Raw genomic sequence first — 18117 nt, forward strand, 5'->3', positions numbered from 1 at the left:
GGAATTGGGAAAGGTAATTAGTCGCCCGCTGAAATTTTTTCAGCGTCGTTGTTTGGAACGATGACGGTCAGCAAGCCGGCGGCGCGATAGACACGCAGCGACAGGGATTCAGCGATAGTATCGAGCGCGGCATCCGCGTTGTGAGCGTCGAACACCGCAGTGACCCGCCGCTGGCCCAGCGCACCGCCAATCAAGGCAATGCGGCCGGAGCGGTAACGTTGAAGCTCAGCGAGCACCGCGTCGAGGGGGACATTGCGGAAGACGAGCTGGCCCTGTCGCCACGCCTGGATGGAATCCAGATCGGCCGCGCTGACGGCGGAAATCCCATCTGCATCGTAGCGAACAGCCTGACCTTGCGTGACGACGATCGGCGCGCTTGAGGTGGTGCTGGCACGGGCGGAGACGCGGACTGCATTCCGTGTGACCGCCACCATGACGCCATCGGCGATCTTGACGTCAAACGCAGTGCCCAAGACTTTGACTTCTCCGTTCTCGGCCGCAACGACGAACGGTCGGGCCTCGTCCTTTGTTACAGTAAAGAATGCCTCGCCCGACAAAAGTTTGACCCTGCGCTCACCAGCGCTGAAGGCGACATCAAGCGCGCTCGCCGCGCCGAGTTCGACCTGGGACCCGTCTTGCAGCGCGATCACCCGGCGTTCGCCGATCGCCGTTCGATAGTCGGCGAGCAGACCGACCGGGGTCATCTGCCAGGCGATCCCAAGCACAGCCAGCAACACGGACGCCGCGGCAATTCCTTTCAATCGGCCCGCGCGCCTCGGTTTACGCCGCAACCGGGCCGCGTCCGGCGCCAGCGCATCGAGACCACCCCACATCCGTTCCACAGAGCGCCACGCTGCTTCATGCGCCCGGTCGGCGGCAAGCCAGCTCGCGAACGCGCTCCGATCTTCGGCCGTCGCGTCGTCATCGCGCAGAAGGACGAACCACTGGACAGCCTGCTCGTCCACAGACTGCATATCATGCTTGTCCATGCGGCCTCAGGAGGTGCAACGATTTCGCGGTCAATGATCGACCATGATACAAGGAGCCTTCCCTGGCGATTCGATCTCGCGTGAGATTCGAATACCGCCCAGCTTACAAGATTAAGACGTTATTGTGCGGAAAACCAATTAGCCACCCGGCAAAGAAACTTTACTGAAGCGGGCTTTCAGGCAGGAAACGGCCTTCACCATATGAACCGTGACCGTGTTCTTGGCGACGCCCAAACGGTCGGCAATCTCAGCGTAGCTCAGGCCTTCAAACTTATGGAGGATGAGCACCTCGCGGCAACGTGGCGGCAGGTCGGCGAGCGCCGCGTGCAACGCCTGAAACTCCTGCCGCGAGATCAGCACGGCGTCTGGCAGCGGCGCTGGATCGACGATATTTTCGTCCAGTTCAACAGCGTTGCTGATTGTGTTCCGGCGCCGCTGACGCGCGTGATCGACAGACAGATTCCGGGTGGTTCGGAAGAGATAGCTCCGCAGGTCACGCACGTCATCGCGGGGGGCACCGAGCAGACGCAGAAACGCCTCCTGGACGAGATCGGCAGCGGCTGTCCTGGACATGCCTTGCCGCATCAGGAGGCGTTGAAGCTTCCCTTGTTCATCCGCATAAAGCGCCGCCAAATTGGTCGTCAGGTCGCTCATAAACGCAACACCGGGGGCTAACGGTCCGACAGCCCGCGTCGTTGGGGACCGCTCGCCACACGAATAGCGGGCGAACGCTTTTCCCGCAAACTCGATGATTTAGATTGGATCTAGAGTGATGGTCGGTTACTGAAAGCCGGTGCCGATGAAGTGCCTCTTCATCGAGCGACCGATGGCTCGCCAGCTGCTTCGCGAGGTGCTGGCGCCTTGCAAGTGGTCGCGACGACTGCGAGATTTGCTCCTCGAGGGCTCACCGTTTGCAGTCGAAAAAAGCCGAACTTTGAAATCCGCTAACATATATTTTTATTTCCGTCACAAGGAGACGCGACATGGCGATGACAGCCGACCAGGTTACCTTCGACACCCCGGCGCCAGAGTTTCGGCTTCCGGCAACCGACGGCAAGACTTACGAACTGGACGACCTTGCCGGCGGAAAGGGCACCGTCGTCGTCTTCATCTGCAACCATTGCCCCTATGTCAAAGCGATAATCGACCGCATGGTTGCGGACGCGCGGGTGCTGATGTCGGAGGGCATTGGTTTTGTGGCGATTTGCTCAAACGATGCGGCGAGCCATCCCGAAGATTCATTTGAGAATATGAAGCATTTCGCCAAGGCTCATAGTTTTCCATTTCCTTATCTGCACGATGAGACCCAAGCAGTTGCGCGAGCGTATGGGGCGGTGTGTACGCCGGACTTCTTCGGTTATAGCGCTGATCGCAAGCTTAAGTACCGCGGCCGGCTCGACGAAGGCCGCAAAACTCCGCCCCGCGCGGGAGCGCCCCGAGAGCTCGTCGAAGCCATGCGCGCGATTGCGAAGACCGGTGAGGCGCCGGCTGATCAAAACCCATCCCTTGGCTGCTCGATCAAATGGAAAGATGCCTAAAACCTATCCTTCACCATAAGCTGCACCAACTACGTGGTCAAAGTCATGGCTCCTCGCTGCGGCTCTGGGAGCGCATGACGCGTTATTTTCCTTATCGCTATAGTTGGGAGGGTTGGCATACTCTCGAATGTCCGCGTGTCCTTGGTTACAGAACTAAACTGCAGAATTGAGTACTGGGCGTCGGCCATCTTCGGTTGACAATACCTGCGCATTGGTTGCCGAGGACCGGTTCGGCGGAGCCGGCGATCAGAAGACGGCGCGGGGCGGAGTTCCTTGCGAGGCGCCGGTTGCCGGAAGCACGATCACTTTCGCTCCGACGTTCACCCGATCATAAAGGTCCATGACGTCGTCATTGGTCAGCCGGATACAGCCGGACGAAACCCGCTTTCCGATCGTATCCGGCTTGTTGGTCCCGTGAATTCTATATTCGGTCTCGCCCAGATACATCGCCCGAGCGCCGAGCGGATTGCCGGGACCGCCTGCCATAAACCGCGGCAAATAAGGTTGACGCGATAGCATCTCTGCCGGTGGACGCCAATCCGGCCATTCAGTTTTACGGGCCACAGTCTGTTGGCCGGACCATGTGAAACCTTTGCGGCCAACACCGATGCCGTAGCGCATCGCTTGCCCCTCGTTCAGAACGAGATAAAGAAATGTGTTTCTGGTATCGATGATGACAGTACCTGGCGCCTGGTGACTGACATAGTTAACCACCTGCCGAACAAGTCTATCTGGAGCGTCAGCGGCTTTTGGTGTTTCGACCCGAGGTGCCGGGACCGAGATTACAGTTGGAGCTGACGTTACATGAACCGGCGTTGATACGTGAGCTGAGGTCGACGGTGTCTGGACTTGGTGCACGGACGGCCTCTGAATCGGTTGAACGCTCGCAGGCTGAGACAGCAAACCGTACCCCAGTGCGGCGACGGCCACGGAGCCAATTACAATTCTTCCTGCCAGCGGAAGTGCTATCGCCTTTGTCTTTCCCCGTTTTGTCCGCTTCCTCATATTTCTCCCCAGAGAGATCTTCCTGAAAGCGGTACCTCAGCAAATTATAATAAACTTTGAAGCGATTCCCGCTTGAGGCCGAGAACTCATGGTTGGAGAAGCTTTTGATGTGGGCTGTCCGAGAGGGAACCATCAAGTTAGCGTTCAGAAGAAGTTCCCATCATCAGGGCGGCCGCAGACCTCGGCCAAATTCGGTGTTACGACCCTGGCTAAAGGGCGTCGAGGACCTGCGATCATCTCGATTGCACACGCCAGGAAGGTTGCAGCGAGTTTCAGGGCTTCCTTTTGGCCATCCAATGCCGACGGACGAAGATGCGCCGATTGTTGCTGCACTGAATGTTGCGGCGCAGGATTATCTCCCTTGGTTTTGGAGAGAACACCCGCACGTCATGTTTCTCGAGGTCAAGTTGCGCGGCGATGCGGCGATCATCCATGCCGAGAGCACGCAGCACCGCCATCTCGTCGCGCAGCGAGCCGACGAAGCGGCAGCGGTTATAATCGCTTCGGCGATTGCGGCTCTGATCGACGATTGAGCGGCGTCAGGTGTTGATGATCCGACACATCCTAAACCGGCGTCAGCATCGGCATGTCCTCACATAAAGGAGGGCCAGCCTCTTGATCGGGGCTGCTGCTTCGCAAGTTTGGTCGTTCGGGCAATCGCCGAAGCGAAGCTCTCATCGTCGAGCAGAGGCACATTCGCGGCCGGCGCGTTGGCCGCACTGCAGGGTTTGCAAGCCACACGATCTCCTGCTTGACGGCGGCAATTGCCCTTGTCAGGCAGACAAAACCAGGAACACCTAGATCGGGAGCGCCAGCCAACCGAGGACCACAAACCAACTCTTCGCTGATTCTGGTTCTCCTTATGGAGACGCTCTCGACTAACAGGCGTCACGTCTCAATTCTTGTCGATGACCGCTACCAGCGATACGTCACTGTTCCGAGAACGGTCCGGGTCCGACCGATGCTACACGTCGCGTAGTAACACGATGGGACGTAGTATTTATCAAATAGATTGGTTGCGTTGACGGAGAAGCGCCAGTTGTCGATATCGTAGCGGATCATGGCGTCCACCAGCGTATAGGCGGGCACGTAGAAGGTGTTGAGATCGTCGCCGGCACTGTCGCCGACATAGCGCACGCCCCCGCCAAATCCCAGGCCACTTAGCACTCCTTCGCGAATAGTGTAGTCGGCCCAGATCGATGCCATGTGCTGAGGGACCTGCGGAAGGCGCTTGCCCAGAGTCTCATCGATGCTTGAACTCTTCGTAATCTTTACATTGTTGTAAGTATAAGCAGCGGTCAGATTGAGGCTGTTTGTCAGGCTCGCAACGGCTTCAAGCTCAAGCCCGCGCGACGTCACCTCGCCGATCTGGATACTCTCGAACAGATGCGTTGGATCCGGGTCCGGCGCGAGGACATTTTGGCGTCGTAGATCGAAGATAGCGGCGGTAAGCCGCATATTGGTGTCTCGCGGCTGAAACTTGATTCCGGCTTCATACAACCTGCCCGTCTCGGGCTTGAACAGCGTTCCGTCGAATGTCATGCCGTTAAGCGGTTCAAAGGATTCCGAGTACCCCACGTAGGGCACCAGTCCGAAATCGAACTCATAGCCAAGCCCGACTCTCTTGGTGAAAGCACGATCGCGCTGGTGTTCCACATTTGCATTCGTCAAATTGTCGTATGCTTTGGACGTCGCCCAGTCATAGCGGCCGCCCAGCGTCAGGATCCAGCGGTCGAGCTTGATCTGATCCTGCAGGTAAAATCCCGTCTGCTGCAGGGTGGAAGTCTGGTCCCAATCGAACAGAACTGGAGCCAGAGGCTGGCCATAGACCGGCGCATAGACGTCGATGGGCGGAGCCAGATTCCAGTAGTACTTCTCGCGATAGCTTGTCCGCCTGTAGTCGAGCCCGACCAAGAGCGTGTGCTTCAGGGGTCCCGTAGTCGCCTTGAGTTCAGCTTGATTGTCGACCGCGAGCGCGCTTTCGAAACGCGGAGAGACGAAATGGCTGCGATTAACTGTTCTCAGGTCAGCCTGAAGACCCAAGAGTCCCATGTTTTGACGGTAATTGCTGCCATCGTCATATCGGAAATTTTGCCGAAACGTCCAGCCGATGTCGGTGCGGTGCTCGGCGTTGTATCCGATGGAGGCTTCTTCGTGAGAATTCATGAGGTCAGGTGTTGGCTCGCCCAAGAAGCGCGTCAGCGGGATCCGCCCGTTCGGATTTGGTAAAACTGTTCCTTGCGCCGGCAGACCGTAGTTATATCGGTAGCGGTCCTTCTGATAGTTCCCGTAGAGCGTGATATCCGTCGCGTCAGTGGGACGCCAGGTCACGGCTCCGGCAAAAAATACGCGATCATCCTTCGAGAAATCGATTTGGGAATTCGCGTTCCGGATCAGGCCCGTGAAACGATAGAGCAATGTTTTGTCGTCGTTCGCAGGCCCGCTGATATCGAACGCGCCGACCTTGCGGTCGAATGACCCGCCTTGAAGCATGACCTCGCGAACGGGCGTTTCGGTCGGGCGTTTGGTCACCAGGTTGACGATGCCGCTCGGCTGACCCTGCCCATAGAGGACCGAGGCTGCCCCCCGCATCACCTCGATGCGCTCAAGTCCGTAAGGTTCATAAGCGCCATTGGGTGTCCGAAGACCATTCAGGTAAAACGCGCCCTTTCCAGTATTCCTGTCCCACGCATCGAAGCCGCGAATTTTGATAACACTATCACTCGGCATGATGCCGTTGACTTCCGCAGTCACTCCCGGCGTATACGTCAAGGCATCGACGAGGACGGACGGTTTCCGGGCTTCGATCTGATCTCGCGTGATGACCGAGATCGACTGCGGCACTTCGATGATCGGAATGTCGGTCTTCGTGCCCGTGGCGCTGCGGCTGGCGACAAAGCCCTGCACCGGCCCCCACGCGGTCTCGCCCTGCACATCAATCGTGTCGAGCGAGATCGCGCCGGCTGGAAGTCCGCCCACAGCCACGGGTGCCCCCGGCCGCTCGATCGTGACGTTCGAGCGGCCTGTAAATCGATAAGTGAGTCCCGTGCCCTTCAGAAGCTGCGCCAACGCCTGCTGCGACGTGTAGGTGCCGTTGAGACCGCCGGTCCGCAGGCCGCGCGTCGTTTCCCCGCTGTAAAGCAGTTGGAGTTGTGAAATATCCGCGAAACGATTGAGCGCGGTGGGTAGCGGGCCGGCAGGAATGGCGTAGTTTCGGGTGGATGAAGCGGCTGAGGCTTGAGCCGCGGATTGCGCGTTCGCGGGAATCGGTATCAGCACCGTCGAGAGTGTTGTCGTTGCGGTCAGAACCGCCGCTAAGGTCTTCCAGCTCGCACCTATCTGGCTGGCCCTGCCCGTCTTCGCTTGCATTCCCGTGCCCCCGTTAAACCCGTCAGCGCCCCGCGGCAGCGGCGCCATTCAAGGTGCCGCAGGTCGGGCGTTCATTGGTGTGACGCCGCACGGCTCCAAACGGGGAGGTCGCGAATGAAAATAAAATCGCGTCAGCGATGAAGGAGGATCAGGAGGTTTGTCAGCCGGGTCGAATGCAGCCCGAGCGTTCCCTCGATGGCATCGAGAACGCCAATGGGGTTTCGCGTGTCGAACACGCCGCTCACGGGGTGGCTGCTGATCGAGCTATCAGTGATTTGAATACGTCCAGAGTGATAGCGATTAAGCTCGGCGATCACGTCACCGAGCGGCTTATCGACGAAAATCAGCTTGCCACGCCGCCAGGCCGTTTCCGCATTCGCATCGACCGATCGGACCGCACCGACCCCAGCCTTCGAATAACTGACGGTCTCGCCGGGCGACAGTTCGACCATGGGGGGTTGGCCGGCAAGGTATGACACGCCGACACGGCTCTCCAGCACCGTTACGGACACCCCTTCATACTCCCGCCGAACCGCAAAGGCTGTCCCCAGCGCCCGAGCCTCGCCGGTGTCGGCGTCAACGAGAAATGGTCGTGAGGCATCCTTGGCCACTGTGAACAACGCCTCGCCGCGAAGCAGGCGGATGCGCCGCGCGCCGGCGGAATAATCGATCGCGATCGCGCTCGCGGTATTGAGAACGACACTTGAGCCATCCGAAAGCGTAACCGTTCTCGTTTCTCCGGTCTCGGTATACGCATCGGCCTTGAAGCGCATCGGCAGGTCGAAGCCATATCCGACCCCAAAGATCACGACGATGGCGGCGACCGCCGCCAGCGCCTGTTGGCGGACGCCGCGCCATAAAGAGCGGCGGGATGACGTGTAAGCAGATACCACGGCCGGGCGCGGAAGCGCCGCCACGTCACGCCACGTCGCGTCGATTTCCGCGTAGGCGGCCCGGTTCGCCGGATCGCTTATCCATCGCTCGAAATCGGCATATTCCGCCGCCGACAAAGCTTCCCCATCGCGCCTGATGTACCATTCGGCAGCCTCATCCAGGGTCGATGGTTTTTCGCCGTGTTCCATGGTTCAGTTCGGCATCCTCGCGCATCCGCAGGATGGATGTTGCGGTCGAACCCGCACTCTCGCCTGTATGACGACGAAATTCAAAAGAACAGGAGGTCGGATCGGAAAAAAATCAATCGCCTTCTCGTACCCGCCGGGTGCAATGGGTGATTGCCAGTCGAAGATGCTTCGCGACCATGTTGCGGCTGATACCCATGCGTCGGGCGATTTCGTCATAGTCGAGGTCGTCGAAGCGCCGAAGAACGAAACACTCGCGGCAGCGCGGCGGCAGTTCGGCAATGGCCCTGGACAACAGTGCAAGCCGTTGTTTGGCGACAAGCTGGCGTTCAGCATCCGCCGATTCGTCGACGATCTCCAGATCGTCGACAGAGCACCCGGTCGTTAATGCGTGCCGCTGTGCTTTTCGTTGGTGGTCAATGACGAGATTGCTGACAACGCGATAAAGGAAAGCGCGAGGGTTTTCGATCTCCCCATTCTGCGCACTCGCGACCCGCAGACACGCTTCCTGAACCACATCCTCCGCAAGCGTCGCGTCGCGGAGCTTGCGGCGAGCAAACAACCGCAACTCGAAATAATGGCTTTCGATCAGTTGACCAATTGGATGAACAATGGCTTCGGTCATTGCATAACGCCGCTTAGGTACGCGAAGGCGCGCTTGGTTCTCATCGTCGCGGTGGTCAGGCTCCTATAGTGAGCCACGAAAACGGTGGCAATCTCAATAAATTAGATCGGCTCTAAACGATGTCGACCCACCCTGCCCGACCGCACTTGATGCCCAAATACGGTTGACGATCCAGGACATTGAATTTGATTCGAGAATTTGCAGGGGCAACGCGGAACGGCAGCACCGCCACCGTTCCACGGCAAGCCGCGCGATGGCGGCGGCGCTGCGATATGCGGGATCTCCGCGCCGGCCGCCATCGGTCACGCTTTATCCCGTTACGACTTCATCCTGTTATTTTCGCCTGCCGAACGATCCGCCAGAACGCCAACTTTCCCAATTTTGTCCAGACGCGCGCGCGCCCGTTCACCGTCCTCGCTCCGGAGCTTGTCGGCAATCCAGACAAGAGCGCCATTGATGGTGGCGCAGTCGTCGCCGGTCAGGTCCACAATCCCGGCTTTGACGAAGAGGCCACCGAGTTCGATCAGATGCCGCGTGCGGTTGCGGCGCTCGACCTGCCAGGTGCGCATGTCATGCGAAATGATTGGCGTCAGCCTCGTCGACCTTCACGATCACAGACTCCCACGCCCACGCAACCGGATATTGCGCTTGAACGCCGCGAATTCCGTCACCCGCGCCATCCATCGCGCGTCCGTCTGCTCGACAAGTGGAGCATGCGCCCGGATAAAGCAGTGCGGGCCGTCGCCATATCGACGTACGTTTTATAATGTTATAATATTACATTTCTGGGTAGCTTTTCCTTCCGCGATCTGTCAACTGTGCCAACGTCCCAGCATCGCCGGATCGGAATATCAGGAGATCAGTTCGTTGAGACGACGTACTCCGGGAAGTGTCACGAGATGACCGACCGGACTTGCTGCATCGTTGGTGCCGGTCCCGCCGGCCTCATGCTCGGCTTGTTGCTTGCCCGTGCCGGCATCGATGTCACCGTAGTGGAGAAGCACAGCGACTTCCTGCGCGATTTTCGTGGCGACACAGTACATCCTTCGACCCTCGAGGTGATGCACCAGCTCGCTCTGCTCGACGGGCTTCTGAAGCTGCCGCACACCCAGGCTCCGAGGCTTCATGCCGAGATCGGCGGCAAGGACGTCACGCTTGCCGACTTCTCACGACTGCCGACCAAATGCCGCTTCATTGCGTTCCTGCCGCAATGGGACTTCCTCAATTACGTAGCGCAAGAAGCGGCCCTTTTCCCGAATTTCCAACTGGTGATGCAGGCAGCGGTGACAGAGCTGATCGAGAAAGCCGGGCGGATCGTTGGTATCAGGGCCGCGACCCCGACCGGCGACCTGCAAATCAGATCGACTCTCGTCGTTGGCGCGGATGGCCGCAATTCGGTCGTGCGGGACAAGGCTGGCCTTGAGATCGAGCGCTTCGGCAGTCCGCGTAGCGTGTTGTGGATGAGGCTGTCGCACAAGCCCGACGACCCGCCCTACGTCATGGGCCACGGCGGTCCGCGACAGGGCTTTGTCATGGTGGACCGTGGCGACTATTGGCAATGCGGCTACGTCGTCGGCAAAGGCTCGTTCGACGACGTCAAGGCTGCGGGACTCGAAGCATTTCGCACGACCGTCGCCGCGATCTCGCCGCTGCCGCCTGAACGCATGGACGAGGTCCGCTCATGGGACGATGTTCATCTGCTGAGTGTACGCATCGATCGCCTCAAGCGTTGGTGGCGACCGGGACTTCTGTGCATCGGCGATGCCGCGCACGCGATGTCGCCGATCGGCGGCTTCGGCGTCAATCTCGCAATTCAGGATGCAGTCGCCGCCGCGAATATCCTGGCCGGGCCGCTGCGCGACGGCACGCTGACGGACAAGCATCTGATCGCTGTCGAGGCACGACGGTCATTCCCGACAAAGGCGACGCAGAAATTGCAATTGATGATGCAGCGCGACCGAAACAACCGAGAAACCGCCGAAAAACAACGCCAAGGGCCGCCGATCTTCATGCGCTACATCGCCCGCTGGCCCGTTCTTGCGCATCTCGCGGGCCGGCTCGTCGGGCTCGGTTTCAGATCGGAATGCGTACAGGAACGGACATTACGCACTCCTCGCGCTGGCGACGTGGAATCTTAATACTACTCCGCGCATGGGAGCAAGTTGAGCGCTGAGCGCACGGCAGCCTGCATCGATCACCAAGAGCGGCCCTTGCGCGTCAAAGGGCTGAATCGTGCATGATGATCGACCGTGCTCTGCCGATCACTCTTTCGTTCCGTCCCGATCACCCGGTTCGCGCTGTGCGTATCGGGCGGGCGAGCGCCGCGCTCGTCAGAACTTGTGACGCCGATCGATCTGCCGGCCGGGGAAGGTGCGCCCGAACCAGTCGTCCAGCAGCGCTTTTTCGTAAACGTAGCGGTCGCTGGAAAGATGCGCGGAAGGATTCATTTGATAGTTGATATCGCTGAGGGTTTCCTCACCGCTCCGTAGGTGCCGGCCTCTTTCGGTCAGAGCATAGCGCAGCTTGATTCTGGGCGGTGTTACACCGCGCATCACCCGCAGGTCGGAGGGGCCAAAGCGCAATGGCTCATTCTGACCGGCAAGATCGATATCCAGAACGTCGATGCTGAGGGTCTGCCCGGGCGTGAGGTATCGCTTACCGAGGCGATTGAGATGAGCGCGCAACGCGGCTTCGGTCGACGCGCGCGAGGACTCAAACGAGCCGGCATCGGTATAGCGGTCCGAGCCGATAAAACGCACCTGCACGCCGGCGAAGCTCGATGCCGGCGCAAGGATGACAATAGCAAGAACCACGGCAAGGCTAAAATTCCAGCGCATTGTTTCACCTTTCAGCTTGTGTCAACAGAACATAAGCACGGAAGGCAAACGATCCAGATTTGCGGCCTCCCGGCGGAGACTACAAGCACGTCATCAAGATGGGAGAGCGGCAGTCAGGCTCTCGATCCTGCGTCGGTAGGTTCCCGCGGTGCCGGGCTAGATGTTGGGCATGTCCTGCGGCAGGTCCAACAGCCAGGCGGTGAGACTGTCCAATTTCGCCTCGGACATCCTTCATAGTAAGACGAGTCGCCGTCTCCTTAAGTGACTACGGAAGTTGCAAAGGGTTTTTTTAGCGTTTGATCTGCGTCATGCGTTAGCCTCCTGACAATGATCATTGAAGGCGCGACAAACTAGGAAACAGGCGTTCGAGGCAAACCTCGATCGAGCGCGCGCCTAGCCCAAGGCCGGTTTTCTAGAACAGGGTTATAGCGAACGAGGCAGACGATGACGACGACGGAGTGACGGTTGTAACGCGCGCGTATTCGAGGGTGGCGCAAATAGGTGCGCATACGCACAAGCGCAGAGCGCAACACTTTCAACCTCACATCGTCACACTGACAGGTGAATTGCGCGTCGAGGCACCGGCGGGGCCCCGAATGTCTGTCGAACGATTGCATATAGAGCCATCCCATCATGGGCCTCCTTTCAATAAGTGCGTTGAATGCGAAATGCCCGGCGCGGGGCCGGGCATTTGTTGAAGCGTGAATGAGCGGACGACGGACGCGGCTGCTCAGCCGCCATCGCGCGCAACCAGCGAGATCCCCTCGGCGAGGCCGATCGCCCAATGGCGAGCCTCACGGAGTTCGTCGTTGTAGGATTCCCACTTGTCACCGACGCGAGCGCAGCGATCCGCGATCAAAAAGGATGTCTCGCGAGACTGTACTCGCCTCCAGGAGCTGTCGCCGGTCAGGCCATAGCTTGCCGCTGCAACGTGACTGCGGAGGAAATCCATGTTGATGTCGCGGAAGCGATGTGGCTTGTTGCCGACCAGGATCGAGGCAACGGACCCACACATTACATTTCCAATGTCTATTTTGCACCACGACAAATTACGTGCCGAACAGGTCGCCGCGCTCTACGGAAACGCGGTGGAAGGGACGGTCGGAAGCCTGATTGCGGCTGCGATCCTGTCCGGCATGCTGGTGAGCCTCGGCGCGGTGCCATTGCCGGCGGCTGTGATCTTTGTGACGCTCGTCTTCGGACAATCCATGACGAGGTTCGTGCTCATCCGCGCCTACTGGAAATCAAGGCCGGCGCCGCCGGATTGGCGTCGTTGGGCGCAACGCGCCATAGCCAGTACTCTTGCCGGCGGATTGACCTGGGGATTCGGCTCGCTCTTGCTGATGAGTCCGAGCCGCGTCGAATTGCAGTTTATCGTGCTGCTGGTTTGCGCGGGTATCGCGGCTGGAGCCATCACCGCCTTCGCGACCTATCTCCCGGCATATTATTGCAATCTGTGCTCTATCATGGTGCCCACTACGATCTGGGCAGCCTCGCATCCTGATGTATTACACTGGACCTACGCTGCACTCGCCACATTATGGACTGCCGTTATTGCCATGCTGGCGAAGAAGCACAGCGAAATCCTCAATAAGTCTCTCCGGTTGCAATTTGAAAACCTCGACCTGGCAACGAATTTGCGTCTGCAAAAGGAGAAGGCAGAGGAAGCGAGTATCGCCAAATCCCGCTTTCTGGCGTCGGCGAGCCACGATCTGCGTCAACCGGTCCACGCTCTGAGCATGTTTGTCGGTGCTTTACGCACCCGGCAGATGGATGACGATGCACGACGACTGGTCAAACAGATCGACGACTCGGTCGGTGCACTTGATGGCCTGTTCACATCGCTGCTGGATATTTCCCGGCTCGATGCGGGAGTGATTCAGGCACAATTTCAATCGTTTCCGATTCTGGCGCTGTTGAAGCGAATATGTCGCGATGAAGGCGCCGAAGCGACGCGGAAAAATCTGAAGCTGACCTTGATTCCCTGCTCGCTGCTCGTTGAGAGCGATCCGGTGCTGCTCGAACGCATCCTGCGCAATCTGATCTCGAATGCGATTCGATATACCGATAATGGACGCGTCGTCGTCGGTTGTCGTCGCGGCGAGCGGCTGAGTGTCGAAGTTTGGGATAGCGGTCGCGGCATAGCGCCGGATGAGCGCGACCTCATCTTCCAGGAGTTCTATCAGGTAGGAAATCCTGAACGAGATCGTAGCCGGGGACTAGGACTCGGCCTCGCCATCGTCGCCAGATTGACGGACATTTTGAAAACGCCGCTGACGCTGCAATCTTCGGCTGGTCGCGGCTCCGTATTCAAGCTGTCGGTTCCGATATCGCAGCGAGAGCCATCCGTGACGATGCAGGAAATTGACGGCCCACCGGCCGCGGCGAATTCACTGTTCATTCTCGTCATCGATGACGAGGTCGCGATTCAGACATCGATGCAAAGTCTGCTTATTTCCTGGGGGCACGTCGTCACCGTCGCCGGCTCATGTCAGGACATGCTGGCGCAGATTGCCGACTTCACTGTGGTACCCGATCTCATCATTTCAGATTATCGCTTACGATCGACTGAAAACGGCATCGAGACGATCCAGCAGCTGAGGTCCGAATTTAACGAGAATATTCCCGCCATTCTCATGACAGGCGATACCGCGCCAAACCGCATCAGGGAGGCGAGCGAGAGCAGTTGCTTTCTGATGCACAAGCCGGTTTCGAATAGCAAACTCCGTGCGGCGATCACCAATTTGACAATCGCCAGCACCCGTTCCGGAGAACCGGCCTAGGGTAGTGGATTTGAGTTAGCTGGCCACCAGAGCGCGAAATTCGCGATTGAATGCCAGACTCGGCCCTCTAAATAAGGGCGGCGCGCCGGGCAGCCTCGACGGCCTGCGTCCGGTTGACGACACCGAGCGATTTGAAGATCGCAGTGACATGCGCTTTCACGGTGCGTTCGGAAACCAGCAACTCGCGGCCGATCTCCTTGTTGGAGATGCCGCGGCCGAGCAGCTTCAACACATCAATCTGGCGCTCGGTGAGCGGAGCGCTGAAATTTATCATAGCCGTCGGCGGCCTGTCGCTTGCCTGCGACGCATCAGTTCGCAACATAATTTGAGGAACATAAACTTCCCCGGACAGCACCAGCTGCAACGCCGATATCAATGTCTGCGGGCTGGCCGATTTGGGCAGATAGCCGAGGGCGCCTGCCGCCAGAGCTTGCCTGACGTGTTCCGGATTTTCCGAAGACGACAGCAGGATAACCGGCAGGTCCGGCCGCCGCTTGCCGATCTCGCGCAGCGCGGACATGCCGTCTTCGCCCGGCATGTTCAGGTCGAGGAAGACTGCATCAAGATCGTCATGCGCATCGACTTCGCGTATCCCACCAGCGGCATCGCCTGCCTCAAGGATTTCGATATCCGCCCTGGTTTGCGTGAGGAGCGCGGCCAATCCAGCGCGCATGATTGAATGGTCGTCGATGAGAAGCAGCTTCACGGCAGGCGGCTCCAGTCAGCAGAGGCGGATCTCAACGCGACATGAATACACGGTAACCGGCCATGGAGCAAAAGCTGGCCCTTTGGTCGTATGGTACATGCCCGTCTTAGGACTTCGACAGCGGTGCGATCGACCAGAAATAGATGGACGGCCGCTCAATTCAGGGGATATGCGTGAGCGATGCAGGGAAGCACGTCAATCGCACCGTCGACATTTCGAAACATCGTCCGCGCTCGTCTCATAGGTCTGGCTCTCGTCTGCATCAGTGTGGCGGGTCTTTGCGTCACGCTCAACGATGCAAAGGCACAAAACACCAAACCGGCGTCGGTCTCGAATGGCTGGCGGGTCGAATGTACCAGCGATAGTAAAGTGCTTGATTGTCGGGCATTCCAACAGGTTTTACAGCGTGATAACAACCAGATCGTAACCGGCATCACGGTTCGCGTCCCGGCGGAAACCAAAAAGCCGGTCATGATGATGCAGCTTCCGCTCGGTATTCTTGTCGTTGAACCGATGGCTATAAGGGTCGATGAAGGTACGGCCGAAAATCTGGCCATTCAGACCTGTACGCCATCAGGATGTTATGCCGGTGCGCAAATTTCGGACAAACTGCTCGATGCCATGCGCAAGGGCAAGGTGTTGAAGGTGGCGTTTCAGAACGCCAACAAACAAGCTGTTCTGGTCGAAATGCCGCTGACCGGATTTGTGCCGGCCTACGATAAAATCAAGTAAGCATTCGCTGTCGGAGCGTAGCACTAAGCCGCCCTATCCTCTCGGCGTGAGACCGTCGCGTTCGCATGCTCCAATGCCTTGGAGACCGCTGCCGTGACCTTGCCTCGAACGGCTGCCCTTAAGTCTTAAGACCTCAAACGGATTGGCTTGCACTTGTTAGAGCGCATCGGGCCGTTCAAAGATAAGCGCGGGACGATTCATTGGGCATGCGCAGCAACGCAAATGCGTTCTGTACGCGTTCTCGTGAATACAGTTGGGGCAAACCGTGCAACCATTCGACCTATCCGGTCGTCAGCTTAGATTGCCTAAGCTACGCGCCGGCGCTTCTCCGCTGGCAACAACCGTTTTTGCGCTTGCGACTTGCGCGATCGGCCCGGCACGTGCTGATCCCTGCACTATCAATGGTACGACCGCGACCTGCTCGGGCGACCAATCGGCTGGCATACAAATCAATACTGGCAGCGGCTTGACCAGCCTGTTCGTCCAGTCAGTAACGACGAACATCGGGCCGCCGAACGGGATCGCGTTCAGGTCGGAGGGCGCCGATGGGGGTAACAACGGCAGTGGCGCAGACGGCACGAACCTGAGTGTCACTACGGACGATACCGTCGTTATTCACGCCACCGGCGGCGCCAGTGGCATCTATGTCTCGAGCACCGGCGGCAATTCCTTTGACGTCAGCCAGGGACACGGCGGCATCGCCGGTGACGTGACCGTGTCGAATGCCGGCGTGGTCACCACCACTGGCGTCAATGCATACGGCATCCTGGCCCGTTCGATTGGCGGTAACGGCAGGCCAAACAACCAGGACGACGGCGCTCTCGGTGCGCCGGGCGGCGTGGTGACGGTCACCAACGCCGGCACAGCCTCAATCACGACCACAAACGATGGTGCTGCCGGCATCTACGCGTTTTCAAGCTCGGGTCACACCACCAACAGCAGCACCTATGGTATCGGCGTCGGCACCGTCACCGTGACAAACAACGGGTCGATCGAAACCTCCGGGACATCGAGTCTGACTGATCCGCTGTCGTTTGCTCACGGCATCGTTGCCGTCAACATCGCGGGTTCCGGCAGCGACGGCAAAAACGAGAACCGTCTCGGCAGCGCCAGCGGCGGCAATGCCGGCCTGGGCGGCGACGCCAGCGCGGTCACGGTCACGACGACTGACAGCATCACGACGCACGGCAACGGCAGCTACGGCATCTACGCGCAAAGCCAGGGCGGCTTCGGCGGCACCGGCGGCGCGGCCGGCGAGCGGGGTTCGACCAATACTGGTGGTGGTTACGGTGCAGCGGGTGGCGTTGGCGGCGCCGTGACAGTCACGGCCTCAGGCAGCGTGGCGACGACCGCGGATGCCGACGCCATCGGCATTTTTGCCAACAGCGTTGGCGGTCGAGGCGGCAACGGCGGCAGCGCCACCGGCGGTACGGCGGTGGGACGCGATGGCGGCACCGGGGGTACGGGTGGCGCCGTTACCGTGACGATGGACGGATCCGTTGTCGTGAAAACCCATGGTTCCACCAGCTATGGCATCTATGCCCTGAGCCAGGGCGACGTGGGCGGCGTCGGTGGCGACGCCAGCGACAGTCTGACCGTTGACGGGACCAGCGGCAACGGCGGCATCGGTGGTGCGGGTGGGCAGGTGACGATTGCCGATAACGGCGTCGGCGTCCGCAGCGTGACAACGGATGGCGTCAACGCCATCGGCATTTTTGGTGAAAGTCTTGGCGGCCGCGGTGGCGACGGCGCCAATGCGCTGGGTTCCTTCAACGCCAACGCACGCAATGGTGCGGATGGCGGTGCGGCCGGTGGCGTGACCATCGATACGACAGCGAACGTCACCACGAGCGGTGCAGGAGCATTCGGTCTCTTTGCCTACAGCCAGGGCGGCGACAGCGGCAATGGCGGCCATGCTTTCTCGCTCACCAATGCCAATGCGGGCAATAGCCACAATGCCGGTGCCGGCGGCGCGGTCTCGCTGACCTCCAGCGGCACGGTCACCACAGGTGGAGCAAATGCCGTGGCGCTGTATGCGTTGAGCGCCGGCGGCAATGGCGGCAACGGCAATAGCGGTGACGCGTTCAACGCCGCTGGCGGCAATGGTGGCGCTGGAGGTGATGGCGATATCGTCATCATCAATGCAAACGGAACCGTCAAGACGACCGGCACGGCCGCCTATGGCGCGTTTGCGCAAAGCGCCGGAGGCATGGGCGGCAACGGCGACGACGCCGGCGGTGCTGGCGGTAGCGGCGGCACTGGCGGCGCTGCGGGCTCGGGCAAGCTGGTGACGGTCAACGTCGATGGCACCCTCAACACCGGTGGTGCCGTAGCCTATGGCGTATTCGCTGAAAGCGTCGGCGGTACCGGCGGTCACGGTGGCGGCGGTGCTGGCGTCGTCGCCCACGGCGGCACTGGCGGCAGTGGCGGCAATGCCGACGCTGTGACGGTGAC

Annotated in this window: 14 protein-coding genes and 2 pseudogenes; 6 read left to right on the plus strand and 10 right to left on the minus strand. The window is 59.5% G+C overall.

Annotated features, from left to right (window positions below):
* Window positions 1-17 precede the first annotated feature (17 nt).
* On the minus strand, window positions 18-989 hold the full coding sequence (locus BGO16_RS09700; RefSeq protein WP_292618479.1) for a FecR family protein: 972 nt from the start codon (window positions 987-989) through the stop codon (window positions 18-20).
* A 138-nt stretch (window positions 990-1127) separates the two neighbouring features.
* Complete coding sequence (locus tag BGO16_RS09705; RefSeq protein ID WP_292618481.1) at window positions 1128-1643, minus strand: RNA polymerase sigma factor; 516 nt, start codon at window positions 1641-1643, stop codon at window positions 1128-1130.
* Between the two features lie 329 nt (window positions 1644-1972).
* Here BGO16_RS09705 and BGO16_RS09710 point away from each other — a divergent pair, with 329 nt between their 5' ends.
* Window positions 1973-2527: a thioredoxin family protein gene (locus BGO16_RS09710; protein WP_292618482.1), complete on the plus strand. Its 555-nt coding sequence runs from the start codon at window positions 1973-1975 to the stop codon at window positions 2525-2527.
* 285 nt (window positions 2528-2812) lie between these two features.
* Here the strand turns inward: BGO16_RS09710 and BGO16_RS09715 are convergent.
* A pseudogene (locus BGO16_RS09715) lies at window positions 2813-3532 on the minus strand (L,D-transpeptidase); the annotation flags it as partial.
* Window positions 3533-3828: 296 nt separating this feature from the next.
* Between BGO16_RS09715 and BGO16_RS09720 the strand changes: the two are divergent.
* Window positions 3829-4065, plus strand: a complete 237-nt coding sequence (locus BGO16_RS09720) for a hypothetical protein (protein ID WP_292618483.1) — start codon at window positions 3829-3831, stop codon at window positions 4063-4065.
* Window positions 4066-4447: 382 nt separating this feature from the next.
* Here the strand turns inward: BGO16_RS09720 and BGO16_RS09725 are convergent, their stop codons facing one another.
* The 4 genes from BGO16_RS09725 to BGO16_RS09740 form a co-directional block, all read right to left on the minus strand.
* Entirely contained in the window at window positions 4448-6901 is a 2454-nt protein-coding gene (locus BGO16_RS09725; RefSeq protein ID WP_292618484.1) for a TonB-dependent siderophore receptor, read from the minus strand.
* A gap of 131 nt (window positions 6902-7032) precedes the next feature.
* Window positions 7033-7983 (minus strand): FecR family protein, encoded by a 951-nt coding sequence (locus tag BGO16_RS09730; RefSeq protein WP_292618485.1) that lies wholly within the window; start codon window positions 7981-7983, stop codon window positions 7033-7035.
* Window positions 7984-8095: 112 nt separating this feature from the next.
* Window positions 8096-8605, minus strand: a complete 510-nt coding sequence (locus BGO16_RS09735; protein WP_292618487.1) for a sigma-70 family RNA polymerase sigma factor — start codon at window positions 8603-8605, stop codon at window positions 8096-8098.
* A gap of 317 nt (window positions 8606-8922) precedes the next feature.
* A complete protein-coding gene (locus BGO16_RS09740) occupies window positions 8923-9174 on the minus strand; it encodes a conjugal transfer protein TraD (RefSeq protein ID WP_292618488.1) in 252 nt (83 codons plus the stop codon).
* 330 nt (window positions 9175-9504) lie between these two features.
* On the opposite strand from BGO16_RS09740, the gene BGO16_RS09745 reads away from it, so the two are divergent.
* A complete protein-coding gene (locus BGO16_RS09745; protein ID WP_292618489.1) occupies window positions 9505-10743 on the plus strand; it encodes an FAD-dependent oxidoreductase in 1239 nt (412 codons plus the stop codon).
* Window positions 10744-10935: 192 nt separating this feature from the next.
* Here the strand turns inward: BGO16_RS09745 and BGO16_RS09750 are convergent, their stop codons facing one another.
* The gene (locus BGO16_RS09750) at window positions 10936-11370 is read right to left on the minus strand and encodes a DUF3016 domain-containing protein (protein ID WP_292618490.1); all 435 of its coding nucleotides are present in this window, start codon (window positions 11368-11370) and stop codon (window positions 10936-10938) included.
* A gap of 802 nt (window positions 11371-12172) precedes the next feature.
* Window positions 12173-12457 carry a hypothetical protein gene (locus tag BGO16_RS09755; protein WP_292618491.1) on the minus strand — a complete coding sequence of 95 codons (285 nt, stop codon included), beginning with the start codon at window positions 12455-12457 and terminating at the stop codon, window positions 12173-12175.
* Window positions 12458-12476: 19 nt separating this feature from the next.
* Between BGO16_RS09755 and BGO16_RS09760 the strand changes: the two genes are divergently transcribed.
* The gene (locus BGO16_RS09760; RefSeq protein ID WP_292618492.1) at window positions 12477-14225 is read left to right on the plus strand and encodes a hybrid sensor histidine kinase/response regulator; all 1749 of its coding nucleotides are present in this window, start codon (window positions 12477-12479) and stop codon (window positions 14223-14225) included.
* A gap of 67 nt (window positions 14226-14292) precedes the next feature.
* Here the strand turns inward: BGO16_RS09760 and BGO16_RS09765 are convergent, their stop codons facing one another.
* Window positions 14293-14931 (minus strand): response regulator transcription factor, encoded by a 639-nt coding sequence (locus tag BGO16_RS09765; RefSeq protein WP_292618493.1) that lies wholly within the window; start codon window positions 14929-14931, stop codon window positions 14293-14295.
* 180 nt (window positions 14932-15111) lie between these two features.
* Here BGO16_RS09765 and BGO16_RS09770 point away from each other — a divergent pair, with 180 nt between their 5' ends.
* Window positions 15112-15663, plus strand: a complete 552-nt coding sequence (locus BGO16_RS09770) for an invasion associated locus B family protein (protein ID WP_292618494.1) — start codon at window positions 15112-15114, stop codon at window positions 15661-15663.
* Between the two features lie 466 nt (window positions 15664-16129).
* Window positions 16130-18117 (plus strand): annotated as a pseudogene (locus BGO16_RS09775) (hypothetical protein); the annotation flags it as partial.

Source organism: Nitrobacter sp. 62-23 (assembly GCF_001897285.1).
Lineage (GTDB): Bacteria > Pseudomonadota > Alphaproteobacteria > Rhizobiales > Xanthobacteraceae > Nitrobacter.

Coding starts and splice junctions, on each gene's coding strand:
- BGO16_RS09755 (WP_292618491.1), bottom strand. CDS start 12,457: ATGTGTGGGTCCGTTGCCTCGATCCTGGTCGGCAACAAGCCACATCGC.
- BGO16_RS09710 (WP_292618482.1), top strand. CDS start 1,973: ATGGCGATGACAGCCGACCAGGTTACCTTCGACACCCCGGCGCCAGAG.
- BGO16_RS09730 (WP_292618485.1), bottom strand. CDS start 7,983: ATGGAACACGGCGAAAAACCATCGACCCTGGATGAGGCTGCCGAATGG.
- BGO16_RS09705 (WP_292618481.1), bottom strand. CDS start 1,643: ATGAGCGACCTGACGACCAATTTGGCGGCGCTTTATGCGGATGAACAA.
- BGO16_RS09700 (WP_292618479.1), bottom strand. CDS start 989: ATGGACAAGCATGATATGCAGTCTGTGGACGAGCAGGCTGTCCAGTGG.
- BGO16_RS09745 (WP_292618489.1), top strand. CDS start 9,505: ATGACCGACCGGACTTGCTGCATCGTTGGTGCCGGTCCCGCCGGCCTC.
- BGO16_RS09725 (WP_292618484.1), bottom strand. CDS start 6,901: ATGCAAGCGAAGACGGGCAGGGCCAGCCAGATAGGTGCGAGCTGGAAG.
- BGO16_RS09770 (WP_292618494.1), top strand. CDS start 15,112: ATGCAGGGAAGCACGTCAATCGCACCGTCGACATTTCGAAACATCGTC.
- BGO16_RS09720 (WP_292618483.1), top strand. CDS start 3,829: ATGCCGACGGACGAAGATGCGCCGATTGTTGCTGCACTGAATGTTGCG.
- BGO16_RS09740 (WP_292618488.1), bottom strand. CDS start 9,174: ATGCGCACCTGGCAGGTCGAGCGCCGCAACCGCACGCGGCATCTGATC.
- BGO16_RS09735 (WP_292618487.1), bottom strand. CDS start 8,605: ATGACCGAAGCCATTGTTCATCCAATTGGTCAACTGATCGAAAGCCAT.